Origin of the sequence: Devosia sp. (genome assembly GCF_035944845.1) — a bacterium.
In the GTDB taxonomy this organism is placed as follows: Bacteria; Pseudomonadota; Alphaproteobacteria; order Rhizobiales; family Devosiaceae; genus Devosia_A.
In genome coordinates, this window is the sequence record NZ_DASZAW010000083.1 from 22960 (window position 1) to 48449 (window position 25490).

At 65.0% G+C, this 25490-nt stretch carries 28 protein-coding genes and 1 tRNA gene; 19 read left to right on the top strand and 10 right to left on the bottom strand.

Annotated features, from left to right (window positions below; translation table 11 throughout):
- Positions 1-70: 70 nt before the first annotated feature.
- A complete protein-coding gene (locus VGV07_RS16505) occupies positions 71-520 on the bottom strand; it encodes an outer membrane protein assembly factor BamE (protein ID WP_326869818.1) in 450 nt (149 codons plus the stop codon).
- A 160-nt stretch (positions 521-680) separates the two neighbouring features.
- Between VGV07_RS16505 and VGV07_RS16510 the strand changes: the two genes are divergently transcribed.
- From VGV07_RS16510 to VGV07_RS16535, 6 genes are all read left to right on the top strand, one after another.
- On the top strand, positions 681-1208 hold the full coding sequence (locus tag VGV07_RS16510; protein WP_326869819.1) for a ubiquinol-cytochrome C chaperone family protein: 528 nt from the start codon (positions 681-683) through the stop codon (positions 1206-1208).
- On the top strand, positions 1205-1753 hold the full coding sequence (locus tag VGV07_RS16515) for a DUF177 domain-containing protein (RefSeq protein WP_326869820.1): 549 nt from the start codon (positions 1205-1207) through the stop codon (positions 1751-1753). The genes VGV07_RS16510 and VGV07_RS16515 overlap by 4 nt, the downstream gene beginning before the upstream one ends.
- A gap of 92 nt (positions 1754-1845) precedes the next feature.
- Positions 1846-2928: a phosphate acyltransferase PlsX gene (gene plsX, locus VGV07_RS16520; RefSeq protein ID WP_326869821.1), complete on the top strand. Its 1083-nt coding sequence runs from the start codon at positions 1846-1848 to the stop codon at positions 2926-2928.
- A complete protein-coding gene (locus VGV07_RS16525) occupies positions 2925-3893 on the top strand; it encodes a beta-ketoacyl-ACP synthase III (RefSeq protein ID WP_326869822.1) in 969 nt (322 codons plus the stop codon). Before plsX ends, VGV07_RS16525 begins: the two co-directional genes overlap by 4 nt.
- Positions 3894-4108: 215 nt before the next feature.
- The gene (locus tag VGV07_RS16530; RefSeq protein WP_055048678.1) at positions 4109-4420 is read left to right on the top strand and encodes an integration host factor subunit alpha; all 312 of its coding nucleotides are present in this window, start codon (positions 4109-4111) and stop codon (positions 4418-4420) included.
- A 26-nt stretch (positions 4421-4446) separates the two neighbouring features.
- The gene (locus VGV07_RS16535) at positions 4447-4962 is read left to right on the top strand and encodes a MerR family transcriptional regulator (RefSeq protein WP_326869823.1); all 516 of its coding nucleotides are present in this window, start codon (positions 4447-4449) and stop codon (positions 4960-4962) included.
- Between the two features lie 84 nt (positions 4963-5046).
- Here the strand turns inward: VGV07_RS16535 and VGV07_RS16540 are convergent, their stop codons facing one another.
- The gene (locus tag VGV07_RS16540; RefSeq protein WP_326869824.1) at positions 5047-5328 is read right to left on the bottom strand and encodes a hypothetical protein; all 282 of its coding nucleotides are present in this window, start codon (positions 5326-5328) and stop codon (positions 5047-5049) included.
- 184 nt (positions 5329-5512) lie between these two features.
- Here VGV07_RS16540 and VGV07_RS16545 point away from each other — a divergent pair, with 184 nt between their 5' ends.
- Positions 5513-5866 carry a response regulator gene (locus tag VGV07_RS16545; RefSeq protein ID WP_326869825.1) on the top strand — a complete coding sequence of 118 codons (354 nt, stop codon included), beginning with the start codon at positions 5513-5515 and terminating at the stop codon, positions 5864-5866.
- Between the two features lie 80 nt (positions 5867-5946).
- Here VGV07_RS16545 and VGV07_RS16550 read toward each other — a convergent pair whose 3' ends face one another.
- Positions 5947-7482 carry an MDR family MFS transporter gene (locus tag VGV07_RS16550; protein ID WP_326869826.1) on the bottom strand — a complete coding sequence of 512 codons (1536 nt, stop codon included), beginning with the start codon at positions 7480-7482 and terminating at the stop codon, positions 5947-5949.
- 116 nt (positions 7483-7598) lie between these two features.
- Between VGV07_RS16550 and VGV07_RS16555 the strand changes: the two genes are divergently transcribed.
- Positions 7599-8255 carry a MarR family winged helix-turn-helix transcriptional regulator gene (locus tag VGV07_RS16555; RefSeq protein WP_326869827.1) on the top strand — a complete coding sequence of 219 codons (657 nt, stop codon included), beginning with the start codon at positions 7599-7601 and terminating at the stop codon, positions 8253-8255.
- 39 nt (positions 8256-8294) lie between these two features.
- Positions 8295-8768, top strand: a complete 474-nt coding sequence (gene ybaK, locus VGV07_RS16560; RefSeq protein ID WP_326869828.1) for a Cys-tRNA(Pro) deacylase — start codon at positions 8295-8297, stop codon at positions 8766-8768.
- Between the two features lie 12 nt (positions 8769-8780).
- On the opposite strand, the gene VGV07_RS16565 is transcribed toward ybaK, so the two are convergent.
- The gene (locus tag VGV07_RS16565) at positions 8781-8942 is read right to left on the bottom strand and encodes a Thivi_2564 family membrane protein (protein ID WP_141728495.1); all 162 of its coding nucleotides are present in this window, start codon (positions 8940-8942) and stop codon (positions 8781-8783) included.
- Between the two features lie 142 nt (positions 8943-9084).
- Here VGV07_RS16565 and VGV07_RS16570 point away from each other — a divergent pair, with 142 nt between their 5' ends.
- The 5 genes from VGV07_RS16570 (at position 9085) to VGV07_RS16590 (ending at position 13587) form a co-directional block, all read left to right on the top strand.
- Positions 9085-9723 carry an isochorismatase family cysteine hydrolase gene (locus tag VGV07_RS16570; RefSeq protein ID WP_326869829.1) on the top strand — a complete coding sequence of 213 codons (639 nt, stop codon included), beginning with the start codon at positions 9085-9087 and terminating at the stop codon, positions 9721-9723.
- 137 nt (positions 9724-9860) lie between these two features.
- Positions 9861-11615: a penicillin-binding protein 2 gene (locus VGV07_RS16575; RefSeq protein WP_326869830.1), complete on the top strand. Its 1755-nt coding sequence runs from the start codon at positions 9861-9863 to the stop codon at positions 11613-11615.
- Between the two features lie 87 nt (positions 11616-11702).
- A tRNA-Pro gene (locus tag VGV07_RS16580) sits at positions 11703-11779 on the top strand.
- A gap of 28 nt (positions 11780-11807) precedes the next feature.
- Complete coding sequence (locus VGV07_RS16585; RefSeq protein WP_326869831.1) at positions 11808-12782, top strand: phosphotransferase enzyme family protein; 975 nt, start codon at positions 11808-11810, stop codon at positions 12780-12782.
- A gap of 19 nt (positions 12783-12801) precedes the next feature.
- A complete protein-coding gene (locus VGV07_RS16590) occupies positions 12802-13587 on the top strand; it encodes a metallophosphoesterase family protein (RefSeq protein ID WP_326869832.1) in 786 nt (261 codons plus the stop codon).
- Here VGV07_RS16590 and VGV07_RS16595 read toward each other — a convergent pair.
- The 5 genes from VGV07_RS16595 to VGV07_RS16615 all read right to left on the bottom strand — a co-directional run bounded on the left by VGV07_RS16595 (position 13584) and on the right by VGV07_RS16615 (position 18879).
- The gene (locus VGV07_RS16595) at positions 13584-14099 is read right to left on the bottom strand and encodes a cyclic nucleotide-binding domain-containing protein (protein ID WP_326869833.1); all 516 of its coding nucleotides are present in this window, start codon (positions 14097-14099) and stop codon (positions 13584-13586) included. The genes VGV07_RS16590 and VGV07_RS16595 overlap by 4 nt on opposite strands.
- Before the next feature lie 38 nt (positions 14100-14137).
- Positions 14138-15391, bottom strand: coding sequence for an O-antigen ligase family protein (locus tag VGV07_RS16600; RefSeq protein ID WP_326869834.1), 1254 nt, complete (start codon positions 15389-15391; stop codon positions 14138-14140).
- A 166-nt stretch (positions 15392-15557) separates the two neighbouring features.
- Positions 15558-17075, bottom strand: a complete 1518-nt coding sequence (locus VGV07_RS16605; protein ID WP_326869835.1) for an undecaprenyl-phosphate glucose phosphotransferase — start codon at positions 17073-17075, stop codon at positions 15558-15560.
- 37 nt (positions 17076-17112) lie between these two features.
- A complete protein-coding gene (locus VGV07_RS16610; RefSeq protein WP_326869836.1) occupies positions 17113-18288 on the bottom strand; it encodes a glycosyltransferase family 4 protein in 1176 nt (391 codons plus the stop codon).
- A gap of 36 nt (positions 18289-18324) precedes the next feature.
- Positions 18325-18879: a polysaccharide biosynthesis/export family protein gene (locus VGV07_RS16615; RefSeq protein WP_326869837.1), complete on the bottom strand. Its 555-nt coding sequence runs from the start codon at positions 18877-18879 to the stop codon at positions 18325-18327.
- A gap of 159 nt (positions 18880-19038) precedes the next feature.
- Here VGV07_RS16615 and VGV07_RS16620 point away from each other — a divergent pair, with 159 nt between their 5' ends.
- From VGV07_RS16620 to VGV07_RS16630, 3 genes are read left to right on the top strand one after another with little or no spacing between them, the layout of a single operon-like run.
- The gene (locus VGV07_RS16620; protein ID WP_326869838.1) at positions 19039-21129 is read left to right on the top strand and encodes an exopolysaccharide transport family protein; all 2091 of its coding nucleotides are present in this window, start codon (positions 19039-19041) and stop codon (positions 21127-21129) included.
- A gap of 3 nt (positions 21130-21132) precedes the next feature.
- Positions 21133-22167, top strand: a complete 1035-nt coding sequence (locus VGV07_RS16625; RefSeq protein WP_326869839.1) for a polysaccharide deacetylase family protein — start codon at positions 21133-21135, stop codon at positions 22165-22167.
- Between the two features lie 48 nt (positions 22168-22215).
- A complete protein-coding gene (locus tag VGV07_RS16630; protein WP_326869840.1) occupies positions 22216-23502 on the top strand; it encodes a UDP-N-acetylglucosamine 1-carboxyvinyltransferase in 1287 nt (428 codons plus the stop codon).
- Positions 23503-23634: 132 nt separating this feature from the next.
- Here VGV07_RS16630 and VGV07_RS16635 read toward each other — a convergent pair whose 3' ends face one another.
- Positions 23635-23844 (bottom strand): DUF2842 domain-containing protein, encoded by a 210-nt coding sequence (locus VGV07_RS16635; protein ID WP_326869841.1) that lies wholly within the window; start codon positions 23842-23844, stop codon positions 23635-23637.
- 140 nt (positions 23845-23984) lie between these two features.
- Between VGV07_RS16635 and VGV07_RS16640 the strand changes: the two genes are divergently transcribed.
- Positions 23985-25040 (top strand): COX15/CtaA family protein, encoded by a 1056-nt coding sequence (locus VGV07_RS16640; protein WP_326869842.1) that lies wholly within the window; start codon positions 23985-23987, stop codon positions 25038-25040.
- A 309-nt stretch (positions 25041-25349) separates the two neighbouring features.
- Positions 25350-25490 (top strand): uL13 family ribosomal protein (locus tag VGV07_RS16645; RefSeq protein ID WP_326869843.1); only part of this gene is annotated, 141 nt, incomplete at its 3' end.

Sequence of the window (25490 nt, forward strand, 5' to 3'; positions counted from 1 at the left end):
CCGCCCGAGCAGTGGGTCCCGGCTTTCGCCGGGATGACGGCCGGTGGAATTGGCTAGGTTGAGATCGCCCTCAGATCGACGAAATGATCGACTCGAGGAACGTGCGATCCTGGCCGTAGGACGGGGTGCGGCGGCTCTCGATCGAGAAGCTCTTGCCGTCCTTGACGCCCAGGCGCTCGGTATCGACCACCTTGTTCTTCTTGTCGAAGTAGACGACGAGCAGGGTGCGCTCCTTGCTCAGCTCCATGCCGAAGGCGGTCTGCTGCACCTTTTCGCCCAGATAGTACCAGGCGGTCTCGGTAGCGAAGGAGTTGGTGACCTGCGGCGAGCCCAGCACGGCGGTAACCAGCGCGGCGCTCTGGCCAACGCGAATCTGCGCCACTGCATCTTCCGAAATCTCGTAGCCGCGGGCTTTCGACTGCGTCAGGCTCATGCCGCTGCCGCAGGCGGCGAGCGACAGGCTGACGAGCACGGCGGCGGTCATCGGGAGGAGGCGGTTAGTGACGGTGCGCAAAGGCATCAATTTGACTTTCCCGATCGCTGTCTACTATTAGCACGGCCTTGGCCGGCCGGGCACTGTGTAGCTGTCAAAGGCGCCCGCTGGCAAGCTCGCTTGAGTCCTTGCCCGAACCCTTCCACACCGGCAGCACCTTGTCCCGCAAAACCGCGGAGCGCGACTGATGATATTGAACTTGTTCAGGAAAAACCCGTCCTCCGACGCTGTTTATGCCGTCTATACAGCCATTGTGGCGCAATCCCGGCAGCCCGTCTTCTATGCCGACTGGGGCATTCCCGACACGGTCACCGGCCGCTTCGACATGATCTCGCTGCACCTTTCGCTGTTGTTCCGGCGCCTGAGAGTCGAAAAACAGGCGGGCCACGAGTTCAGCCAGGCGCTGTTCGACCTGTTCTTCAAGGATATGGACCGCTCGCTGCGCGAGTTGGGGGCGGGGGACATGGCCGTGCCCAAGAAGGTCCGCAAGATGAGCGAGATCTTCTACGGGCTGATGACCAGCCTCAACGAGGCCATGGACCGTGACGACCGTCCGGGCGTCGAGGCCGTGCTGCGCCGCAACGTTTATCCCGAGGCCGAGTCGGGGCATGCGCCGCAACTCGCCACCTACCTCTTCGCCCAGTACGACAAGCTCGCCGGCCAGTCGCTGGCCGACATTGCCGGGGGGCGCCTCGAACTGGCGGCCGCGGCATGAGCACCGAATTGTTCCGCATCCCCGACGCGAGCATCCGGCTCGATTCGATGCCGACCGCCGGACGCGACCTGGTACTGACGGTGGGCGCGACCGATCGCCTGGCGATCGCCGAGCAACTCGGTATCACCGCGGTCGAAAAGCTCGAGGTGAAGCTGCACGCCGTGCGCTTCAAGGGCGGCATGCGCGTCACGGGCCGGCTGGTCGCCACCACGGTGCAGCCGAGTGTCGTATCGCTGGAGCCGGTCGTTCAGGAGATCGCCGAGCCGATCGAGCGGGTGTTCCTGCCGGGCGGCGAGAAGGCCTATGCCGGGCCGGCCGACGCGGAAATCTTCGTCGACCTTGACGGCGAGGACGTGCCGGACCATTTCGAGGGCAACGAGGCCGACCTGTCGGCGCTGATTGTCGAAACCCTGGCGCTGGCGCTCGATCCTTATCCGCGCCGGCCGGGCGAAACCCTGGGCGCCTTGCGCGATGACGGTGATACCGAGAGCGATTTGCCCTTCGCCGGCCTCAAAATCCTCAAGACTCCCGAGGACAAGAGCTAGGACCCCGCCACATCCGGGTGATATCTTGTTTGGGGTAAGCGTTTGAGTATGTTGAAACCCGTCTCCGTCAGGGGACGCTGGACCGGGCGGCGATGAGCGATTCCATCCGTATCTCCGTTGACGCCATGGGCGGCGACAAAGGCCCGCGTGTGGCCGTCGAAGGCGCGCGTCTGTTCTGGCGCGAGCGCAAGAACTCCAGCTTCATCTTTCACGGCCGCGAAGCTGAGCTGAAGCCGCTGCTGGACGAGTTCCCCGACCTCAAGAAGGTGTCGCGCATCGTCAACGCCGACGTGGTCATCTCGATGGAAGAAAAGCCGTCGCAAGCGCTGCGCAAGGGGCGCGGCACCTCCTCGATGTGGGCGGCGATCCAGTCGGTGAAGGATGGTGAGGCCGACGTGGCGATCTCCGGCGGCAATACCGGCGCGCTGATGGCGATGGCCACCTTCTGCTTGCGGCCGATCGAAGGCATTTCCCGCCCGGCCATTGCGGCGCTGTGGCCGACCCTGCGTACCGATATCATCGTGCTCGATGTCGGCGCCACGGTCGGCGGCGACGCCAAGCAGCTGACCGATTTTTCGATTCTCGGCGCCGCCCTGGCGCGGGCGCTGTTCGACCAGGAACTGCCCACCGTCGGCCTGCTCAATGTCGGCACCGAGGAGATGAAGGGCCATGACGAGGTGAAGGAAGCGGCGCGCATCCTGCAGGCAGCGAGCGGCGAGGGCTTCATTTATCACGGCTTCGTCGAGGGCGACGACATCGGCAAGGGCACCGTCGACGTGGTGGTCACCGAAGGCTTTGCCGGCAATATCGCGCTGAAGACAGCCGAGGGCACGGCGCGTCAGGTTGGTGCCTATATCCGCAATGCGCTGAAGGCCGATATCATCTCGATGCTGGGCGCCGCCATTGCCGGACAGGCGCTGCAGGCGCTGCGGAGGAAGCTCGATCCGCGCAACATCAATGGCGGCGTGTTCCTCGGGCTCAACGGCGTCGTCATCAAATCGCATGGCGGCACCGACGAGGTCGGCTTCAAGGGCGCGTTGAGTCTGGCCTATGAAATGGCCCGCAGCCGCGTCATGGACAAGATCGGCGAAGGCATGCGCCGCTTCCCCACCCTCAGCGTGGCGTCTCCTGCCGAGGCGGCGCCCGCTCCTGCAACCGAGGCGAAATCCGCGTGACCGACAAGAAATCCATCATCCGCAGTGTCGGTTCGTACCTGCCGGCGCGAGTGGTGACCAATGACGAGCTGGCCAAGACCGTCGATACGTCTGACGAGTGGATCCAGCAGCGCACCGGCATCAAGCAGCGCTACATTGCCGCCGAGGGCGAGAACACTTCCGATCTGGCCGCTGCCGCCGGCCGCAAGGCGATGGAGAACGCTGGCCTCACCATCGATGATATCGACCTGATCGTCGTCGCGACGACGACGCCGGACATGACCTTTCCGGCGACGGCGGCGGTGGTGCAGCAGAAGCTCGGCATGCACCATGGTGCGGCCTTCGATATCCAGGCGGTCTGCTCGGGCTTCGTCTATGCCGTCGCCACGGCCGACTCATATCTGAAGAACGGGCTGGCAAAGCGCGCGCTGGTGATCGGCGCCGAGACCGCTTCGCGCATCCTCGACTGGAACGACCGCACCACCTGCGTGCTGTTTGGCGATGGGGCAGGGGCGGTGGTGATGGAACTGGGCAAGGCTGGCGAAGAACGGGGCGTGCTCGCCACCTCGCTGCGCTCCGACGGCCACCACTGGAACAAGCTCTACACCGATGGCGGCCCCAGTTCGACGCAGTCGATGGGCCACATCCGAATGGAGGGCAAGGAAGTCTTCAAACACGCCGTCGGCATGATCACCGACGTGGTCTACAAGGTGCTTGAGGACACCGGCCACACCATCGACGATCTCGACTGGTTCGTGCCGCACCAGGCCAATAAGCGCATCATCGACGGCGCTGGCGTAAAGCTTGGCCTGCCGCCCGAAAAGGTGGTGGTGACCGTCGACCGCCACGCCAACACCTCAGCCGCTTCCGTGCCGCTGGCGCTGCACACCGCCGTTGCTGATGGCCGCATCAAGCGCGGCGATCTGGTGATGATCGAAGCCATGGGTGGCGGTTTCACCTGGGGCGCTTCACTGATCCGCTGGTAGAGCGGCAGAACCAGACCCCGGCCGCCGAGCTCGGAGGCCGGCCGCCCGGATGCCGTCGGGTGCGGTAAACGGGACGGTTCGCTGGCCTAATGCCTTTGATTGGTAAGCCAGATTGCCAGTGGCGTGACAGCGCGTTAATCTTTCCCACAAATCCGTGGGTGGGGGCGCCTGACGGGCACCTGTATCCAGCTGGGTAAAGAACGGAGGGGCGGCATATGACGCAGAGAACGGTCACGCGAGCCGACTTGGCGGAGGCAGTCTACGAAGCGGTGGGCTTGTCCCGCACCGAGTCGGCCGAACTGGTGGAGCGAGTGCTCGACCTCATCGGCGACGCGCTGGTGGAGGGCCACAACGTAAAACTCTCCTCATTTGGCTCGTTCCAGGTGCGCTCCAAGAACGAGCGCATCGGCCGCAATCCCAAGACCGGCGAGGAAGTGCCGATCCTGCCGCGGCAGGTTCTGGTGTTCAAACCCAGCAACGTGTTGAAATCCAAGATCAACAAATCTATGGTCCGGTCTGGAAAATAAGACTCTTTCCGGGCGGGTGAGTCCTTTTGGACAAGTCTCCAGACGCGTTTCGCACCATATCCGAGGCAGCCGACGAGCTGGACCTGCCGCAGCATGTGCTGCGCTTTTGGGAAACGCGCTTTTCCACCATCAAGCCGCTGAAGCGGGGCGGCGGCCGACGCTATTACCGGCCCGAAGACGTGCTGTTGCTCAAGGGCATCCGGCACCTGCTCTACGACCAGGGCTTCACCATCAAGGGTGTGCAGCGGATCCTCAAGGATCAGGGTATTCGCTATGTCATCGGCATCGGCGAAGGCCGGCCGGTCGAGGCGCTCGAGCGCCTGCCTGCCGACACTGAGCCGGAGGAAGATCTCGCCGCCGAGTCGGCCGTGCTCCCCGACGAGGATATGACCGACGCTCCGCCGGCGCCCTCTCGTCTGAAGCTGCCGAGCTTCAAGCCCAAGCCGGCCGGTCTCACCTCCGCCGATCGCGACAAGCTGTCGGACGTGTTGCGTGAACTGCTCGACTGCAAGCGGCTGCTGGAGCGGGCGCGCGAGGGCTGAGGACCTTACTTCCGGGATCGGACATGAAGGGCACCTAGTGCCCGGTTCGCATTCGGCAGTCAGGACGGCTTTGCCGTGTTCGGCCTACGACTCAGTCCCTTCCGTTTGGCCCGGATCGAGCACGCCGAACGACTGCGACGACCCATTGCCGCTGCTTGGCACCGCTCCATCGACGGCAAGTCCACGCCGCAGCAGTTCGCGGACTGCCGCAGCCCGGCTCGGCATGCGGTTGGCAAAGCGGAAGTCGTCGAGAGCGCGTAGCTCGTCGGCTTCAAGCATGATCTGCAGCCGCTCACCGCGGACTAAGTCGTTGCCCTTGTAGGTTTTCTCTGACATCGCGAAGCATGAAATGGTTGCGTTACTCATTCAACTCATTAAACGCAAAATGGTTGCACGCAAGCGGGGTACTCATTCGCAATAAGCCGCTGCAAAGCGGCAACGCGCTAACTCCCTTTTTCCTCGATTTGCCGGCCCCGGGGGCGCATGTGAAAAGGGAAGGAGACAGCGAGTGCTATTGAACACGCAATCGGATGGTTCGAGTTTTGGAACGGTGCTGATCGTCGAAGACGAGGTCATGGTCTCGATCATGATCGAGGATTTCCTGCTCGACCTCGGCGCATCCGAAGTCATCACCTGCACCAGCCCAAACGAGGCCGAAGCCACGATCGGCAAACGTGCGATCAATTGCGCCATTCTCGATGTCAAAATCGGTGGCGCCGACAGCTTCGGGTTGGCCGACGCGCTGACCCATCGGGATGTGCCGTTCTTCTTTGCGACAGCTTCCGGGCCCGAGGCCATAGCGGAACGACACCGCCATCGGCCGATTCTCGCAAAGCCGTTCTCGAACGCACAACTGCTGGAATTTCTGCACGCGACGATGTCGGGGCAGGGCAGGGATTGCTAGCGCGCTGTCCGCCGCGAACCACGAGAACTCGAACAAAAAAGGGGGCCGGATGGCCCCCTTCAGTTTTGCCAACTCGGCCGTCAGCCCCGCTTCGGGATCTGCACGTCCTTGAGCATGATGGTGAAGATCATCGCCAGCACATATACTGCGGCCAAGAACAGGAACAGCGTGTTGAACCCGGCGGTGTAGTGGCTGAGCACCACCTCGCGCGTCGCCTCCGGCAGGCCGGCTGCGATGTGCGGGCTGAGGGCGGTGAGCCCGCCGGGCACAGCCGCCGCGACATCGGCCGGGAGCAGTGCGTTCTGCTGTGTCAGCGCCCAGGTCATCACGGCGCCGTTTACGGCCAGCCCCAACGAGGCGCCGATGGTGCGAGCCTGGGTGATGAGGCCGGTGGCGGCGCCGATATCCTGCAGCGGTGCGGCTGCCTGGATGGCGACCATCAGCACCTGGAACTGCAGGCCCATCGAGATGCCGAACACCGCCATCAGCAGCGCCATGATCCACACGGGCGTGTGCGCATCGACGAAGGTGTAGCCCACCATCAGCAGGGCGCCGACCGCCATCGCGGCCACCGGCATCCACTTGTAGCGGCCAGTAGCTGCAATGATTCGGCCGGCCAGCATCGAAACGATCATCGAGGTCGCCGAAGCCGGCAGGAACAGGAAGCCGACTTCGGCTGGGCCGAACCCGGTGATCACCTGGAAGTAGAGCGCAAAGTAGAAGAACTGGCCCAGGGTTACGACGCCCGCGAGCAGCGAGACCAGCGTCACGATGGTGATCGTGTGGTTCTGGAACAGCCGTAACGGTACGATTGGCTCGGCGGCGCGACGCTCGGTCACGACGAACCAGATGGCCGCGCCGATGCCGATGACGGGCAGGGCGAAGGTAAGCAGATCCGGGCCGGTCGGGTCGATCACATGGTCGCCCCAATAGACGATGGCGGTGGTTGCGACGGCAAGGAGCACGCCGCCCATATAGTCGACCTTGTGCTGCTTCTCGACGAACTTCGAGCGCATGGCGACGAAGATCAATGCGAGGACGACGATGCCGACCGGCAGGTTGACGAGGAACACCCAACGCCAGCCGAACAGGCTGGTGATGTAGCCGCCGGCGACCGGACCGAGGATCGAGCTCAGCGCGAACACCGCCGACGAGTAGCCTTGGTACTTGGCGCGATCGCGCGGGCCGAACAGTTCGCCGATCATGGCGAAGGCCGACACCATCAGCCCGCCGCCGCCAATGCCCTGCAGCACGCGGGCCGCGATCAGCGATTCCATCGACCACGCGAGGCCGCAGGCGGCCGAGCCGATGAGGAACAGCACGATCGCTGTCATCACCACGTTCTTGCGGCCATACATGTCGCCGAGCTTGCCGTAGAACGGCGCCACCGCGGCGGTCGAGAGCAGGTAGGCCGAGCCGACCCAGCCGAACAGGTGCAGGTTACCGAGCTCGCCCGCAATGGTGGGGAGTGCGGTGACGACGATCTGCATGTCGAGCGTCGCCATGAACATCGCGATCAATGCGCCGAAATAAACGAGCAGCGTCGCCCGGTCGGGGCGCGACGGCGCCTCGGCGACCGGCGCGGAGCCGGAAATGGGGGATGAGTCAACAGTCATGAATGCCTCCGAAACTCGGAGCGGGTTATGTGCCTCGGGCAAAAGCATGTCAACGACAATTATGTGACAGGCGCATATAATTGACCAGGGCATGCATTCATGCTACCGCGACTTCCATGAGCAGCAGCAAGAGCGGCACCGGCCGCGGACCCTTTCCCGATCTTCCGACCATCTGCCAGACGCGCGGCGATCGCGAGATGGTGGAATTGGCGGAGCAGGCCGGGTTGTCGCCCAATGCAGCGGAGGCCGTCGCCAGCATCGATGCAGTGATGCACAAGGTTCGCCGCTCCATCCAGCGGCGGGATTTCGGCCGCCAGGTGATGGCCCAGATGGACCCCAGCCTCGATGTCAGCCATCTCGATGCAATCAGCGCCATCGCCCATAAGGGGGAAGAGATTACCGAGGTAACCGTCGGCCTCGTGGCCGAGCGACTGGCCATCGATCCTTCGCGCGCCAGCCGCGTAACCTCGGACCTGGTGGAGCGCGGTTATGCCCGTCGCGTTGCCTCGCAGCAGGATGCGCGGCGGATCTGTCTCGAACTAACCGGCAAGGGCAACAGTTTCGTCGAAGCGGTGCGGCGCAACAAAGTGCAGATCTTTACGCGGGCGCTGGCGCAGTGGAACGAGCATGAGCTGATGGTGTTTGCATCGCTGTTCGAGCGCTTCTCCAACTGGGCGACCGACGAGAACGGCGCGGCGCGTTCGGCCGAGAACATCCGTCGCCTGCTCGACGAGGCAGAGGCGACCCCGAAGGAAGTCGCGGACGCCAAGTAGCGGCTGGACGTGCGCCCCGCGCCGCCGTAACCCTTCCCCATGTCCAAGACCACCGCAGCCACGCTCGCGCTGACCAAGGCCGGCGTCGCGTTCAACCACTTCCCCTACGACTATGATCCGGATGCGCCGCGCACTGGGCTGCAGGCGGCCCAGGCCCTCGGCAAGGCCCCCGAGCAGGTGTTCAAGACCCTGATGGCGGAGGTCGACGGCAAGCCGGTCTGCGTCGTCGTGCCGTCCGATTCCGAAGTGAGCATGAAGAAGCTCGCCGCCGCTTTCGGCGGCAAATCGGCAAATATGATGAAGCCGGCAGACGCCGAGCGTCTTACCGGCTTCAAGGTCGGCGGCATCAGCCCGTTCGGGCAGCGGAAAAAGGTTCCGACCGCCATCGACGAAACCGCCGAGCTGTTCGATGAAGTGCTGATCAATGGCGGCCAGCGCGGCCTGTTGGTCGGCCTCAGGCCGGCCGATGCTGCCAAGGCGACAGAGGCGAAGCTGGTTGATCTCGCCGCCTAGCCGCGCGGCGCTCTAGAACACCGCCAGGTACTTCAGCAGCGAAACGATGCCGATGATGATCACCACGATCTGGATGATCTGCTTGACTCGTGCATCGACCGGCAGGCGCTGCACCAGCCAGAGGATCAGTACGACGACGAGGAAGGTAATGAGGATTCCGATGAGGACGGACATCTGAAGTCTCCGTGACGCTGCGGAAATGCAGGTGCCTGTTCAACGCGCAGATCGGGGATTCGTGGCACAAGGCACGAAAACTTCGCGTCAAATCCGAATGTTGGTCGGTCCCGCGGAACCCGCGCGCGGTGCCGTCAGTTGCATGGCGATGACCAATCCCGCCGACCTCATTGCGCCGCGTGGCCTCAACTTCGGACCGCTGGGAGCCAACTGGGTACACCTGTGCATCGACATGCAGCGCATGTTCGCCGAGAAGACCGAATGGCATGCACCCTGGATGGAGCAGGTGATGCCTCACGTGGTGCGCCTCGTGGAAATGCGGCCGGAGCGCACGGTGTTCACCCGCTTTATCCCTCCTCGTTCGGCAGATGAGGTCGGCGGCACCTGGCACCGCTACTACCAGCGCTGGGTCTCAATGACCCGCGAGCGGCTCGATCCGGGGCTGCTCGAACTCGTTCCGGCGCTGGCACGCCACGTGCCGCCCGCCCGGGTGCTCGACAAGCCGATCTATAGCCCCTGGCTCGGCAGCCGGCTGCACGGCGAACTGCTGGCGGCCGGCGTCGACACGGTGGTGATCTCCGGCGCCGAAACCGAGGTCTGCGTCATGGCCGCCGTCATCGGCGCCATCGACCTGGGGTACCGGGTGATCATCGCGACCGATGCCATCTGCTCGTCAGCCGATTCGACCCACGACGCCATGGAGCATGTCTATGACAGCCGCTTCGGCATGCAGGTCGAGACGGCAGAGGTGGGCGAGATTGTGGAGGCAGGGAGGCCATAGGATGGTTTTCCACGCTGGTCATTGCGTCGCTAACCACTCGTTAAGCCGTTGGGTCAAATGCCATTGATCGGCGCTGCCGGGTGGTGAAGCTCAGCGCGCTGCACTTGCGCAGCCGCTGCTCTCATCGTTGACCCATCATGACCACCGCCGACCGCCTCGACGGGGCAGGGCCTTTGCGTCCTGTCCAACCGCATCCTGAGATCATTGTTCATGGTACGGCCCGCACCCATAACCGCATCACCCGCGGCCGCATCGCCATCGTCGCGGCGCTGCTGGTGGCGGGGTTCCTGCTGATCGGTGCGCGCCTTGTGCAACTGGGGCAGGAGCGGGTCGACGACGCCATCGAGGGGGTGACGCGCGACGTCATTCAGGCATCCCGTCCGCCGATCGTCGATCGCAACGGCATCGCCATCGCCATCGATATCCGCGTGCCCTCGCTCTATGCCGAGCCGCGCCGCATTGTCGATGTGGCGAACACGGTCGCCCAGCTGCGCACCGTGCTACCCGACCTCGATGAGAGCTGGCTGCGCGCGCGCCTCTCCGGGGACAAGGGCTTCGTCTGGCTCAAGCGAGAACTGACGCCAGCCATCGAGAACGCAGTGATGGCGCTCGGGCTGCCGGGAATCGATTTCATCGAGGAGAGCAAGCGCTTTTACCCCGCAGGATCGGAGCTCGCGCACGTCATCGGCAGCGTCAACATCGACAACCAGGGCATCGCCGGAACCGAGCTGGCGATCGACCGCGACGACCTCGCCGTGCTGCAGGATGTGGGCCTGGCGCGCGGTGCCGAACTCAAGCCCCGAATGCTGTCGATCGACAGCCGGGTGCAGTACGTGATGCGCAGCGAGTTGCTCGCCGCGCTCGCCCGCTTCCGCGCCATTGCTGCCGCCGGGGCGATCCTCGACATCCGCACTGGGGAGGTGATCAGCATGGTCTCGCTGCCCGATTTCGACCCCAACGAGCCTGCAACGGCATTGCGGCCAGATCGCTTCAACCGCATCACCAACGGCACGTTCGAGCTCGGCTCGACCTTCAAGACCATTACGATCGCCGCCGCGCTGGACAGCGGTGCCGTCGCCATCGACGATATGATCGATGCGCGCGAAGGAGTGCGTTTCGGCCGCTTCCTGCTCGATCACGGCCGGCATGAGATCATGTCGGTCTCCGATGTGTTCCGCTACTCCGACAATATCGGCACCATCCGCATCATGGAGCGGATGGGTAAGGACCGGCTGCGGGCGTTCCTCGGCACCGCCGGGTTCGACCAGCGTTCGGCCATCGAGCTGCCTGAGCGCGCCGCCCCGCGCGTGCCCGAGAGCTTCTCCGATGTCGGCGCCGCCACCGCCTCCTATGGCTATGGCTTTGCCGCCACTCCCATGCACATGCTTACGGCGGTTGCCGCGCTGATGAACAAAGGCAGGCTGGTGCCGCCCACGCTGTTTCGCCGCAGTGAGGTCGAGGCCGAGCAACTCGCCCGCCCGATCGTCAGCGAAAAGACCAGCGAGGAGATGCGGTACCTGTTCCGGATGAACGCGCTGCTGGGCTCGGGCCGCAACATGGATGCCGAGGCCATCGGGTACCGAACCGGCGGCAAGACCGGCACAGCCGAGAAGACCATCGATGGGCGTTACTCGAAGACCAAGAACGTCACCGTATTCACCTCCGCCTTCCCGATGGAAGATCCGCGCTACGCCATGCTGGTGATGCTGGATGAGGCCCAGGCCGAAAACGCCCGCTCGACCCGCGAGGCCGGCTGGAACGTTGCCGTAGTCAGCGGCCGGATCATCCAGCGCATCGCGCCCATGCTGGGGATTCTGCCGAGCACGGCCGCCGGTATCGACGGCCCGTTGATGCGGATCGGCGCCCCCACCGCCCCAGCGCCGGCGCTGTAGTGGATTGGGGGTTTGAGGTGCTTCGTTCAGCTTGCCGCGAAAAAGCCGCTTGCCTCAAAACGCTGGTTTGGGTAGGGCATCCGCAGTCGGGGTGTAGCGCAGCCTGGTAGCGCATTTGTCTGGGGGACAAAGGGTCGTCGGTTCAAATCCGGCCACTCCGACCATTTCTTCCAAAGCCTAAAGGATAGCGGATTGGATATTGCCCCCAGCGATCCGCTCCCGGAGGAACTGTCGCTGGTTGCCGGCAGCCTCGAGCGCTGGCCGGCCGCCGCAGGCGGTACGCCGGTTCTGATCAACCTCTCCGAGAATCACACCTTCCGCGTCGATGGCGCCGCTGGCGCGCGCCATGTGCTGCGGCTGCACCGGCCGCGCTACCAATCGAGGACGGCGATCGGCAGCGAACTGGCCTGGCTCGAGGCGATCACCGACGATACCGAGATCCCGGTGCCCCGGCCGGTCCCCGGCGCCGATGGCGAGATCGTGCAGGAGGTCGCGCCCGACCGCTTCGCAGCGTTGTTCGCCTTCGAGAACGGTACCGAGCCGCAGCCTGACGCCGATCTGGTGCCGCTGTTCGCAACGCTCGGGCGCTATGCGGCGACGCTGCACAACCACATCGCCGGCTGGCAGCAGCCGGAGAAGTTCGTCCGACCGATCTGGGACGCCGTCGGCATTCTCGAGGCCTCGGGGCTGTGGGGCGACTGGCGCAAGGCGCCACATGTCGAGGGCGAGACGCTGGCGACACTGACCGAGCTCGATGCGGCGCTGCGCGCCGATCTCAGGGCCTATGGCACCGACATCGACCGCTTCGGGCTGATCCATGCAGACATGCGGCTCGCAAACCTCTTGGTCGATGGTGAGCACACCGTGCTGCTCGACTTCGATGACTCCGGCTTCGGCTGGTTTCTCTACGATCTCGCCGCCAGCCTGTCGTTCATCGAGACCTCGCCGCAGGTGCCGGCACTGATCCGCGCCTGGCTCGGCGCCTACATGGAAATCCGGCCGCTGAAGCCGGAGGATCTCCGGATGATCGATACGCTGATCCTGCTGCGGCGCATGGCGCTCTTGGCGTGGATCGGCTCGCACGGCGAAACCGACCTGGCCAAATCGCATGCTGAACGCTTTGCACTGGACACGGCGACAATGGCGCGAAAGTATCTGAGCCGCTGACGACCGGGGGGAGGGCGCCATGCGCATCCTCGCCGTCGCCGATTTACACTACAACCTGCCGCAGTTCGATTGGCTCGTCTCGGTCGCCAACCGCTATGACTTGCTGATCATCGCCGGAGATTTACTGGACGGCAGCTCCTTCGTCACCACCAGCGCGCAGATGGTGGTGGTGTTGAAGTATCTCGAGCGGCTCCGCGCCATCGTGCCGCTGGTGGTCTGCTCGGGCAATCACGACCTCAACCACAGCTATTCGACCGGCGAGCGCTATGCGCGCTGGGTGCCCTACGCGCGCGGCAAGGGCGCGCATGCCGACAATGAGAGCTTTGCCGTCGGTGAGGACAGCATCACCGTCTGCCCCTGGTGGGATGGCGATATCGCCAAGCACGCCATCGGCCGGCAACTGGCGGAGGCGGCGGCGACGCGCGGGCGCAACTGGTTCTGGGTCTACCACGCGCCGCCGGCCGGGGCGGCGGTGAGCTGGTCGGGTTCGCGCTCTTACGGCGATGTCGAGCTCGGGGGTTGGATCGCTCAATACCAGCCGCAACTGGTGTTCAGCGGCCATGTGCACGAAGCGCCGTTTGCGCGCGGCGGCTCATGGGCCTCGCGGCTCGGCGACACCTGGATCTTCAACCCTGGTCGGCAGGTTGGCGACGTGCCGACCCACATCGTGGTCGATACCGAGGTGAGGCAGGCAGCCTGGTTTTCCTTCGAGGGCGCCGGAACGCTCGATTGGGGCGGCGGCGGCACGCCGGAGGAAATGCTCGAATGGCCGGCCTGGCTGCCACGAGCGCCGCTGGCGGCCTAGAGCCGCGGGTCGGGCTTGCTGGTGGCAGCGACCGGAGCCGCTGTCTGGGCCGGCAACTGCTGGTTCACCAGCGCCTCCAGCACCTCATCGACCATGCCGAGGTGGTCGTTGCGGTCGGCGAACTGGTGCTTGAGGTCGGCAAGGTAAGTCGTGGCATCGATCAGTCGGCTGGCGAGGATGCGGGCGACATGGAAGACGATCTCCGGCCGCATCTGCAGGAAACTTTCGGCGTCTTCGATGCGGTGGACGATCACCGGTTCGATGGCGCGCACCGTGGCGCTATGCGGGCGGCCGAGCAGGGCGGAGATCTCGCCAAACACGGCGCCCGGCTCGTCGACCAGCGAGACACGCACGTCGCCGCGCAGCACTTCGACCGCGCCCTCCACCAGAATGTAGAGTACCCCGGTGCTCGGGCCCTCGCTGATCAGCACGTCGCCGGTGTCGTAGCGAACCTTGGCGAGGTCGTCAGTGGTGGTGAGCACCGCCTGCATCGAGCTGTTCTGTGGTTCCACGCTGGCCCCCGGCTGTCGCGCCGGGCCTGATCATGCTCTCAGGGAAGCGGCGCCGCCAAGCCAAATCGCTTGTCGACCCGCCCATAGGCGGCGGTGACGCCCCAGATCAGGCCGGCAACGAGGAAAAAGTGCCGCCAATGGTCGATATCGATAATCGCGGCTTCGCCGGCGAGCGGCACGAACACCGCGACCAGCGGGATCAGCAGTAGCCGGTTGGGATCGGGCCGCGCGATGAAGGTGGCGCAGCGCCAGAGCGTGACGCCGATGAACAGGATAAAGACGAACCCGCCGCCCCAGCCATAGGCATGCAGTACGTTGACGTAGGTATTGTGCGGCTCTTCCTTGACCCTGAGGTTGCGGAACTCCAGCGGCCCCAGCCCGAGCGGGTGTTGCAGCGCCAGGTCGAAGGCATAGCCCTGCCGGCCGAAGCGGCCGCTCTCGCCGGTATCGTAGGTCTGTGACTGGGTCCTCAGTTCGATGAACGAGCGGAACTGCGGGATCGAAAGGATGCCGACAGCGGCGACCGCCAGCATCATGAGCCCCGTCATCGCCAACAGCAGCATCCGCACCTTCTGGCGGGCATGTGCTTCGAGGACGAACACTAGAACGTAGACGATGGCGCTGGAAATGACGATGTGCCCCCAGGCGGCGCGCGAAAAGCTGGCGAAAACCCCGACGACGAGCACGCCATAAGCCAACGCTGCCCAGATGGCCCGGCGTGGCGTACCGAGCAGCACGCGCTGCAACACATACATCGCCGGCAACACCAGGAACGGCCCGAAGACGTTGGGATCGTTGAAGAAGGCCTTGGCCCGGTCATAGCGGGTGAACAGCTCGTGTCCGATGCCCAGATAGCCCAGGCTGCCGAGCACCGCCGAGAGCAGGGCCGTGGCGAGGTAGGCGCCGATGATCAGCCGCATGCGGGCCTGCGGCGCGTCGGCGACGTAGTTCGCCACCCAGTACGAAGTGAAGAACAGAAAGATCGTCACCGCCTGATAGATGAGCGCGTCCGGGATCGTGCTGAAGCGGACCTGGAACGCCGCAATGACGGCGAACGGCACGAAGCTCGCGAACAGCACCAGCAGCCCCAGCGTCGAGCGGCGGAGCGTGAAGCCGGCGAACAGGGAGACGCCGAGCACGGCGAGGAACGCCAGTTCATAGGGCGAGGGCTCGGTGATCACCATGCCCCCGGCAAAGATCCAGCCGACGACGAGCGCGTCGAGCAGCGTCGTGGCGCGGGCGCGCAGCCAGGCGGCGGCGAGGGCGGGGGAGGGGAGCGTTGCTGTGGTCATCGTGCGGGCCGCAAGGCCCCCTCACCCGGAAGGCTGCGCCTTCCGACCTCTCCCCCCAGGGAGAGGTGGTGCTGCGGCAAGATCGCGCCCCATCGCACCTCTCCCTGGGGGGAGAGGTCGGCCGAAGGCCGGGTGAGGGGGCCTTTACCGCAGCGCATGCTCAGCCTCAGAACGCGTTGTTGCGCTGGGTGAACAGCGAGATCGGGGTCATCGCGACGATCTTCACGTCGAGCCAGAGCGACCAGTTTTCAATGTAGTAGAGGTCGCATTTGACTCGTTGCATGATCTTGTCGACCGTGTCGGTCTCGCCACGCCAGCCGTGAATCTGGGCCCAGCCGGTCATCCCCGGCTTCACCCGGTGACGGGCGAAGTAGCCCTCGACGGCATCGTAGTACAGCTGGTTGTCGGCCTTGGCCGCGAGCGCGTGAGGACGGGGCCCGACGATCGACAGTTCGCCCAGCAGCACGTTGAACAGCTGCGGCAGCTCGTCGATCGAGGTCTTGCGAATGAACCTGCCCACCTTGGTGACCCGCGGATCATCCTTGGTGACGAGCCTGGTCGCGTTGGCGTCGAGCATGTCAGTCCGCATCGAGCGGAACTTCCACATGTCGATCAGCTGGTTGTTGAAGCCATGGCGTTTCTGGCGGAAGAACACCGGCCCCTTGCTCTCGAGCTTGATGGCGATCGCCGTGGCGATCATCACCGGGGAGAGCAGGATCAGGGCGGTGACCGCGACCAGCTTGTCGAACAGCCACTTGAACACGAGATTCCAGTCCGAGATCGGCCGGTCCGCCATATCGAACACCGGCACGCCGCCGACATAGGAATAGGCCTTCGAGGTGAAACGCAGCTTGCTCATGTGGGCGGAAAGCCGGATGTCGACCGGCAGCACCCAGAGCTGCTTCAGCATGTCGAGCACCCGGTGCTCAGCGAACAGCGGCATCGACACGATCACCAGGTCGATCCGGGTCTGCCGGGCGAACTCGATAAGTTCGGCAACCCGACCGAGCTTGGCGAGGCTGGCAACGGATTCGGGCGAGCGATCATCGTTGCGGTCGTCGAACAGCCCCAGCAGGTCGATGTCGTCGCGGCCGGTGCTCTGGATTGACTCGATCAATGCTTCCGCATCCTTGCCGCCGCCGACGATCACGGTTCGGCGCTTGAGCTTGCCCTGCCGCGTCCAGTGCATCACCACCTGGTGCAGCACCATGCGATAGATCGCGAGCACGCCGAGCCCGGCGGCCCAGAACGTGAGGATCCACGGGCGCGACAACGCATGGCCACTGTCATAGAGCAGCACCAGCCCGCCCAGCAGGGCAAAGGCAGCGGTCCAGCCGAGGGCGGACTTCCACAGCTGCGAGATGCCGAGCCGGTAAGCCGCGATGCCGTGCAGCCGCAGCAAGCCGATGAACACTTCAGCCACTGCCACGACGCCGAGCGTCGTGACGACACTGAGCAGCGTGTCGCCGCCATTGAGCCCGAACAGGGCCACCCCGGTAGCGATGATCAGCACGATCTCGGCCGCCTGCGCCACGCCGGCGACGACCGCGGTCGAGTAGGTCGGGGCGATCGGCTGGTCGGCGAGTGCGGCGGCGAGGTCGCTCAGCCGAGGCGGTGCGGCCTGGGCCTTTGGGGGCTGGGCAACGTGTTCGAGGACGGCCTGCTGCGGATCGAGATGAAACATCGGTGGGGCTCTTGCTGGGCTCTTGTTGTGCGGGGCGCTAGGAAGAGAGCGCTGAGGACGTGGCGAAACCGTTTGGCACCCTGGCGGCAAGCGCCTGCCGGTAGAGCGCCTCAATCTGGTCGGTCATGTGCGAAATGGAGAAACCGGCGCGAATATGGGCCAGCCGGAGGTTGGCTTCGCGCGCTGCGGCAACTGGATTGTCGAGCGCCGCCTGCATGGCTCGCCGCAACGCCCCGGCGTCGGCCGCTGGAAGCAGGCTCGCGGCGGTGGGGCCGTAGATTTCCCTCACCCCGCCGACATCGGTGGCAATGACCGGCCGGCCGGCGGCAGCCGCCTCGAGAATGACATAGGGCAGCGACTCGGCGAGCGATGGCACCACCGCGATGCGACCAAGATGGAGCGTCGGGCGCGCCGGTTTCACCCCGACGAGGGTGACGCGATCGTCAAGGCCGAGCTGCGTGATCTGAGCCTTGATTGCCTCGAGGTCAGGGCCGCCGCCGGCCATCACCAGGCTGGCCGGACGACCTCCGGGTGTGCGCGCCCCGACGAGCGCCTCGAGCAGATAACTGATGCCCTTGACCGCGCGGAACTCGCCGATGAACACGAAATCCGCGGCTTCCGGGCCGGGCAGTATCGGCTCGAACTCCGCCGGCATCAGGCCGTTGTGAATCACCGGGCCGGGGCAGGAGGGGCGGCCGATCTGCTCGATATAGGCAGCCTGCGCGAAGCCGCTTTCAAACACGATGGCGTCGGTGGCGCCGATCAGCGCGCGCTCGATCAGGCGGAACAACCGCCCGGCGGCCGAGCCCGGCTGGTAGTTCAGCACACCACCATGCGGCGTATAGAGCGATACCCGCTGCCGCGCCCCGATGCGCGCCAGCCGGGCATTGAGCCCTCCCTTGGCGCCATGGCCGTGCAGCACGTCGATCTGCAAGGCATCGGCAAGGCGACGAACCTGGAGCGGCGTCGTCAGGTCGGCTGTGCCGAAGGTGCGAGGAATCGGCAGCGAGTGGATGCCCAGCGGCGCCAGCGGGCGGAGTCTTCCGAGCCGTTCCTCGGTGAGCGCATCGGTGTGCAGACTGTCGGCGACGATGCCGATTTCGTGGCCGCGCGCCGCCAGTTCGTGCGTCAGGTCGTAGACGTGCCGGAACAGCCCACCAACCGGGGCACGAAGGATCTGGAGGATGCGGAGCGGGCGAGATGCGCTGGACATGGCCCAGCGTTAGAAGGGCCGGGGTTTCCGAACCCTTTAGAGCCAGCGCTCCGCTACGACGATGGTATCCCCAGGGTAAATGGGGAAGTCGAGGTTGACCGATCCCTTCACCATCTGGTTGCCCTGCCGGCGGTAGATCACCGCCTTGCCGCGGTCCGCCGTATCGGAGAATCCGCCCGCGGTGCTGATCGCGGCGCGTACCGTCATGCCGTAGACATATGGGAACTGGCCGCCACTCTTGACCGCGCCCTGGATGAAGAACGGCCGGTACGTCTCGATTTCGACAGCCACACTCGGCTCACGGATATAGCCCTCGGCGAGCGCCGCCGTGATCGAAGCGGCGGCGAGCTGGGTGGTCTTGCCGCGCACTTTCACCGGCCCGACCAGCGGCAGCGCCACGGCGCCGCCATCGTCGACCTGATAGCTCTTCGACAGCTCCGTTTCGCCATAGACGCTGACCCGCACCACATCGCCGGTATCGAGCGTGTAAGGGCCCTTCACCTCGACCAGATAGGTCGACGGCTTGCCGTTGATGGCGCAGGCCGCAAGCGGCACGAGCAGCAAAATGAGAAGGAAACGCAGCCAGCGCATGGCTATCCCGAAAAACCCTGATCAGGGCGCCAGTGTCGCGGTGCTATGGTTAACATTCTGCTTAGAAAATTGCTGCGGCATCGTCAGATTGCGAGCCGGCTTAACTGAATGCTTACCACGCCGGCCGCATAGCTCAGGGGTAACAGTGAGGGCGGGCGAGTGAGTTCGGATTTCGAGCGCGCCGGTGACGTGCGGATGGATATGGGGGCGCTGGTCGCTGCCGTGCTGTCGCGCGGGCTGCGCATTCTGCTGGTCACCGTGCTGCTCCTGGTCGCGACGGCTGCCGTGCTGTTGTTCATCCCCAAGAGCTACGAATCGTCGGCCAGCCTCTTGGTCGAGCCGCGCAGCAATATCTACACGCGCGCGGTGATGGATGTGGGCTCGGTTGGGACCTCGGTGAACACCGAAGCGTTGATGTCGAGCCAGATCGAGCTGATCAAGTCGCGAGACCTGCTGCTCGAAGTGGTGGATGCGGAGAACCTGCGCTCGGTGCCGGAGTTCTCCAATGCCGGCTTTTCTCCCATGGGCTTCGTACTGCGCCTGATCGGGCGCGGACCGGAGCAGCGCAGTGTCGATGAGACGGTGCTCGGCAACCTCGCCGACCGGATGACGGTCATTCGTGAACGCGACTCGGCGGTGATTTCGATCTACGTGCGCTCGACTGACGCCGAACTCGCCGCTCGCATCGCCAACGCCATTGCCGCCGCGCACGTAAAGCGCCGCGGCGCACAGTCGCTGACCGATACCGCCGACGCGACGGTGTGGCTGCAGGAGGAGATCGACAAGCTCCGGCCCAAGGTGAGCGCTGCCGAAACCGCCGTCGCCAACTACAAGGTCGAAAACGACCTGTTCGTCGGCGCCAACAGCATCCCGGTGACCGACCAGCAGTTGACCGTGGTCGCCACCCAGATCGCCGAAGCGCAGCAGCGCAAGAACGATGCCCAGGCGCGTTCGCAGGTGATCCGCGGGCTGCTCGGCTCGGGCCAGTCGCTCGATGGCATCAACGACGTGCGCAACTCCGTGGTGATCCAGGGGCTGCTCGAAACCAAAGCCAACCTCCAGGCCGAGCTGGCGCAGAAATCGACGACACTTTTGTCCAACCATCCGACCATCAAGGCGCTGAAGGCGCAGATCGGCGAGCTCAACAAGCAGATCGCGGCCGAAGCCGATCGCGTCGCCGACTCGCTCGACGCCGAGGCCAAGGTCGAGGCGGACCTCGAGCAACGGCTGCGCGATGATCTGACGCGCGCCAAACTGACAGCGGGCGACGCGACCAAGGGCGGCGTGACGCTCGACAGCCTGGAGCGCGAGGCCAAGGCGCAGCGCGATCTGCTGGAGAACTACCTGGCCAAGTACTCCGATGCGACCTCGCGCACGGCGTCCAATTCGGCGCTCCCGGATGTTCGCATCGTCAGCGAAGCGGCGCCGTCGGTAGAGCCGGCTTCGCCCAAGATCCCGCTAATCCTCGGTGCCGTCGGTTTCGTGGCGTTGGCATTGCAGATCGGCGCGATCCTGTTCGGCGAACTGATGTCGGGCAGGGCGCTGACCGAGCGGACGCGCGCCGACCTGGAGCCGGAGGAGCGGGACGAGCAGGAGTACGACGCTGCGCCCGCCGAACTGGCCGATAGCGATCCGATCGATGACGAGCTGGAGCATGCTGTCGAGGCCGGCATCGCTGCGCCGCCGACTGCAGCCCGCCCGGTGGACGATGATCTGGCGCAGCTCTCCGCCGCCGTTACCGCGCACCAACTGCGCACCGTGCTGCTGGCCAGCCTCGACGGCGGCCAGGAGACGCTGATGGTGATGGATCGGTTGCTTGAAGATGCCCTGATGAATGACCTCAGCGCCGTCGTGGTGGACGCGGGTAGCGGCGAGACCAGCCCGCTGCTCGGCCTCACCGATCTTGCCGCCGAGGCGGCCGATTATGGTGACGTCATGCAGCGCGCCGGTGACAACCTTGCCGAAGTGCCGTGGGGTCGCCTCCCGTCGCTGGATCGCCGGTCGCCACGCCCCTCGACGCTGATCGAGGCGCTGGCCGACATCTATCATGTGGTGATCGTCGACACCGGCCGCGTCGGCGTCGCCTCCAGCCTGCCGCTGTTCTCGGGGGCTCGCGCCACCGTGGTGCTGGTGACCAGTGAGGATGCGAGCCCGGTGGCGATCGGCATGGCGCGCCGCGATATCGCGGCGCTCGGTTTCGAGCTCGGCCGCGTCGTCAGTCTTCCCGCCGTCAGGGCGGACGTGGCCTAGGCCTTGGCAACGCTCAGGTACAGGCTGATCGGCGCCGCCTTCGAACTGTTATGGGCGAGCGGCGTGACGCACCTGATCCGCAAGCGCTCCAAGGCGCGCGGCCTGATCTTCACGCTGCACCGGGTGCTGCCGGACGATCCGGCCGACTTTGCGCCCAACGCGATCCTCCAGGTGAAGCCCGACTTTCTTGCCTTCGCCATCACCCGCATGCGCGAGCTCGGCTTCGATATCGTCGATATGGACGAGGCTGCCCGGCGCATCGAGGCCGAACAGCCGGGCAAGCCCTTCGTCGTCTTCACCTTCGACGACGCCTATCGCGACAACCTGCGCTACGCCCTGCCGATACTGCGCCGGCAGCAATGCCCTTTCACGCTCTACGTGCCGACCGCATTGGTCGATGGGGTGGGGGAGGTGTGGTGGCAGGCACTCGAGGACATCATCGCCGGCCAGAACGCGCTGGCGGTCACTTACGCCGGTGAAACCGAGTATTTCGTGACCGCCGGCCTTGAAGAAAAGCAGAAGGCCTACGACGCGCTATACCGCCGGATGCGCACCATGCCTGAGGCTGATCGCGTCAAGCTGATCCGCGACCTTGCCAGGCAATACGGCTTCGACCTCAAGCAGCATTGCCGCGAACTGATCATGGATTGGAGCGAACTCCGGCACTTTGCGGCTGATCCGCTCTGCACCATCGGCGCCCATACGGTGCACCACTACGAGCTGGCCAAGCTCTCTCCGGCGGATGCGCGCAACGAGATGGAGCAGTCGGTCCGCATCCTCAAGGCGCAGTTCGGCAAGACGCCGTTGCATCTCAGCTATCCGATCGGCGGCAATGCGTCCGCCGGCCCGCGGGAGTATAGCTTGGCGCGTGAACTCGGGTTGCGTACGGCGGTGACCACGAGGCCCGGCGGGCTCTATGCCGGCCACCGGCACAGTCTGCATTCGCTGCCGCGGGTTTCGCTCAACGGGCTGTTCCAGTCCAAACGCTATGTCGACGTTTTCGCCACCCCGGCGGTGTTCTCAATGCTGCCCGGTTGATCGGCTCTTACCTCATGTCCTTCGTTTACAGATTCTCCCGGAGCATTCATGGCTGACCTCATCGTCGATGGCGCTAACCCGGTGTCCGGCACCATCCGCCCCTCGGGCAACAAGAACGCGGTGCTGCCCATGCTCTGCGCCACCTTGCTGACCGACGAGCAGGTGACGCTCACCAACGTCCCCGAGATCAGCGACATCGACAAGCTGGTCGAGTATTTCCGCTCCAAGGGCTCGCGCGTGCAGCGCAGCCTCGAGGCGCAGACGCTGACCATCCAGCACGACTTCAAGGCCTTTGCCACCTCCGATGCCGAGTTGCCGGTGGGCATCCGCGCTGCCGTGCTGCTGCTCGCCCCGGTGCTGCTGCGCAGCGACTATCTGATCTTCGACACCGAGGCGAAGGGCTGCGCGCTCGGGGTGCGCGAGATCGACCCGCACCTCGAAATCCTCGAGCGCTTCGGCGGCAGCATTGCCGGCACGCACCCCTATCGCATCGAGCGGCGCAACCAGATCAAGGGCGTCGACCTGTGGCCCGACTACGCCTCGGTCACCGCCACCGAGACCTTCGTGATGATCGCGGCGCTGGCCAGCGGCACCTCGACCATGAACAACGCCGCCTCCGAGCCGCATGTGCAGGCGCTTTGCGACATGCTGGCGGCGATGGGCGCCGATATCGACGGCATCGGCACCTCGCGGCTGACGGTGCGTGGCGTGGGCAAGCTCGCAGGCACCACCGCCCGCGTCCCGGACGATCACCATGAGGTCGCGACCTTCCTCGCCATCGGCGCGGTCACCGGTGGCCGGCTGACCGTCGAGACCGACATGGGCCCGCAGCTGACGCTGATCCTCCGCCAGTTCGGCAAGCTCGGGCTGGAGTTCGAGATCGAGGACGGCAAGGTCACCGCCACCGGCTGGACCCGCAAGGTCACCGAGCCCTACACCGCCGAAATGCTGCCCAAGATCGAGGCGGCGCCCTGGCCGTATTTCCCGGCGGACCTGTTGCCGCACGCTATCGGCATTTCCGTCGGCTGCACCGGCGACATCCTGTTCTGGAACAAGGTCTATGAAGGGGCGCTCGGATGGAGCGCGGAACTGCTGAAGTTCGGCGCCCGCGTACACCTCTCCGATCCGCATCGCCTCGTGGTGTTCGGCGGCAACCCGCTGCGCCCGGCAACGGTCGAGGCGCCCTACATCATCCGCGTCGTGGTGGCGCTGCTGCTGGCCGCCATCCAGATCCCCGGCGAGTCGCGCATCAAGAATGCCGACCCGATCCGCCGCGCCTATCCGCATTTCGTCGAGAAGCTGACCAAGCTCGGCGCCAAGGTGCGCTGGGAGTAGGGACGTTCTGCTCCCCTCCCCCTTGAGGGGAGGGGTTGGGGGTGGGGGTGGTGAGGGACGCTCGGTGCTGACTGCACCACCGCCTCCCTCAATCCCTCCCCTCAAGGCGGCGGCAAGCCGACCGGGGAAGTCTTATTCCGCGTCCGGCTTTGCCATCCAGCGGATGATCCAGGTGGCCGGGTAGAACCAGCTCATCCCCATCACCGCGAAGAAGCCGATGAGCAGCCACCAGGCGGCTGCTCCGAGGAAGCTCATGTAGATCCACATCCCCAGCACCGACCAGACCACCAGGGACAGGAGGATCAGCACGGTACCGAGGAGCTTGCGGGTGGATTGGGTCATGCTTGGTTCCGGAGCGTGGTCAGGAAAAGTTGCAGACTTTTCCGGTTCGACCGCGTGACAATAAGACTCTTCCGATGCGGCATCGCGCCCATTGTAAGGGGACGCTGCCGGGAGTAGGTCGGGGCCGAAAGGAACCCATCTTGGCCCTCAGCGCAACAGCACAATCCGCCACATCGACAACGCCCGCTACTGATCGGCTGCGGCCCGTCCGTATCTGGCTCTACGGCATGGCGCTCCTGGTGCTGATCATGGTGGTGGTGGGGGGCGCGACCCGACTGACCGAATCCGGCTTGTCGATCACCTCGTGGAAGCCGATCTCCGGCGCCGTCCCGCCGCTCAGCGATGCCGACTGGCAGGCCGAGTTCGAGGCCTACAGGCAGATCCCGCAGGGCGTGCAGAACGCCTGGATGGGGATCGAGGACTTCAAGTCGATCTTCTGGTGGGAATGGGCACACCGCTTCCTCGGCCGCGTCATCGGCTTCGCCTTCGCCATCCCGTTCGTGGTGTTCCTGGTCCAGCGTCGCTTCAACTGGAGCCTCGCCGCGCCGCTCGCCGGGCTATTCGTGCTTGGCGGATTCCAGGGCTTTCTCGGCTGGTGGATGGTCTCGTCCGGCCTCTCCGAGCTGACCTCGGTGTCGCAATACCGGCTGGCCGCACATCTGGGCGCCGCGTCGCTATTGTTCATTGCCTTGATCTGGGTGGCCCGACGGCTTGAACCGGCCAAGTCCGTAAGCCCGGCCGGCTGGCCGGTCTGGGGCCTCTTGGCGCTGATCCTCATCCAGATCGTCGCCGGCGCCTTCGTTGCCGGGCTCGATGCCGGCATGGGCTACAACACCTGGCCGCTGATGGATGGAGCGCTGATCCCGCACGGGCTCGACGCCATCGAGCCGTTCTGGAAGAACCTGTTCGAGAACACCCTTACCGTGCAGTTCATCCACCGGATGATCGCCTATGCCGTGGTGCTCTATGTCGGCTGGCTGGTATGGCGGCAGTCGAAGCGCGGCGGCTTCGGCGGCGTGCACGGCTGGCTGCCGCGCATCTCACTGCTCATCCTGCTGCAGGTCGGGCTCGGCATTGCCACGCTCCTCAGCATGGTGCCGATCTCGCTGGCGTTGGGCCACCAGGCCCTGGCGTTCATGCTCGCCGGGCTGGTGACGGCATATCTCGCGGATACCACGCGGCGGAAGTCGGCCTGAGCACCGGCGCTGCCGCACACTCGTTGTCATCCCCGCGAAAGCGGGGAGCTCCGTTCGCGATGGTGCCTCACGCGAGAAAACAGAGGTTCCCGCTTTCGCGGGAATGACCCTGTGGTTACGGGTGCGTTTTGGCAGGTGGCGATGTCGTGTGATTTCAATGACTTAATATGTGGTATCATAATACCAACAACGCAAGCCATTGAAATAACAAGCGAAAATCTTTCCGCTTGACGCTCGTGCGCGCCATCCGTATATCCGCGCCACGAATACGGGGCAGGGGACACTCTGCCTGCTTTCAAGGAAAACCAAATGAGCACCTACACGGCGAAGCCGGACGAGATCCAGAAGAAGTGGATCCTGATCGACGCCAAGGATCTGGTGGTTGGCCGTGTCGCCTCCATCATCGCCATGCGTCTGCGCGGCAAGCACCTGCCGACCTACACCCCGCAC

What these genes read in the sequence shown, in the direction of transcription:
- VGV07_RS16505 (WP_326869818.1), bottom strand. Translation starts at nt 520, where the DNA reads ATGCCTTTGCGCACCGTCACTAACCGCCTCCTCCCGATGACCGCCGCC.
- VGV07_RS16510 (WP_326869819.1), top strand. Translation starts at nt 681, where the DNA reads ATGATATTGAACTTGTTCAGGAAAAACCCGTCCTCCGACGCTGTTTAT.
- VGV07_RS16515 (WP_326869820.1), top strand. Translation starts at nt 1,205, where the DNA reads ATGAGCACCGAATTGTTCCGCATCCCCGACGCGAGCATCCGGCTCGAT.
- plsX (WP_326869821.1), top strand. Translation starts at nt 1,846, where the DNA reads ATGAGCGATTCCATCCGTATCTCCGTTGACGCCATGGGCGGCGACAAA.
- VGV07_RS16530 (WP_055048678.1), top strand. Translation starts at nt 4,109, where the DNA reads ATGACGCAGAGAACGGTCACGCGAGCCGACTTGGCGGAGGCAGTCTAC.
- VGV07_RS16540 (WP_326869824.1), bottom strand. Translation starts at nt 5,328, where the DNA reads ATGAGTAACGCAACCATTTCATGCTTCGCGATGTCAGAGAAAACCTAC.
- VGV07_RS16550 (WP_326869826.1), bottom strand. Translation starts at nt 7,482, where the DNA reads ATGACTGTTGACTCATCCCCCATTTCCGGCTCCGCGCCGGTCGCCGAG.
- VGV07_RS16555 (WP_326869827.1), top strand. Translation starts at nt 7,599, where the DNA reads ATGAGCAGCAGCAAGAGCGGCACCGGCCGCGGACCCTTTCCCGATCTT.
- ybaK (WP_326869828.1), top strand. Translation starts at nt 8,295, where the DNA reads ATGTCCAAGACCACCGCAGCCACGCTCGCGCTGACCAAGGCCGGCGTC.
- VGV07_RS16565 (WP_141728495.1), bottom strand. Translation starts at nt 8,942, where the DNA reads ATGTCCGTCCTCATCGGAATCCTCATTACCTTCCTCGTCGTCGTACTG.
- VGV07_RS16570 (WP_326869829.1), top strand. Translation starts at nt 9,085, where the DNA reads ATGGCGATGACCAATCCCGCCGACCTCATTGCGCCGCGTGGCCTCAAC.
- VGV07_RS16575 (WP_326869830.1), top strand. Translation starts at nt 9,861, where the DNA reads ATGACCACCGCCGACCGCCTCGACGGGGCAGGGCCTTTGCGTCCTGTC.
- VGV07_RS16590 (WP_326869832.1), top strand. Translation starts at nt 12,802, where the DNA reads ATGCGCATCCTCGCCGTCGCCGATTTACACTACAACCTGCCGCAGTTC.
- VGV07_RS16600 (WP_326869834.1), bottom strand. Translation starts at nt 15,391, where the DNA reads ATGACCACAGCAACGCTCCCCTCCCCCGCCCTCGCCGCCGCCTGGCTG.
- VGV07_RS16605 (WP_326869835.1), bottom strand. Translation starts at nt 17,075, where the DNA reads ATGTTTCATCTCGATCCGCAGCAGGCCGTCCTCGAACACGTTGCCCAG.
- VGV07_RS16610 (WP_326869836.1), bottom strand. Translation starts at nt 18,288, where the DNA reads ATGTCCAGCGCATCTCGCCCGCTCCGCATCCTCCAGATCCTTCGTGCC.
- VGV07_RS16615 (WP_326869837.1), bottom strand. Translation starts at nt 18,879, where the DNA reads ATGCGCTGGCTGCGTTTCCTTCTCATTTTGCTGCTCGTGCCGCTTGCG.
- VGV07_RS16630 (WP_326869840.1), top strand. Translation starts at nt 22,216, where the DNA reads ATGGCTGACCTCATCGTCGATGGCGCTAACCCGGTGTCCGGCACCATC.
- VGV07_RS16635 (WP_326869841.1), bottom strand. Translation starts at nt 23,844, where the DNA reads ATGACCCAATCCACCCGCAAGCTCCTCGGTACCGTGCTGATCCTCCTG.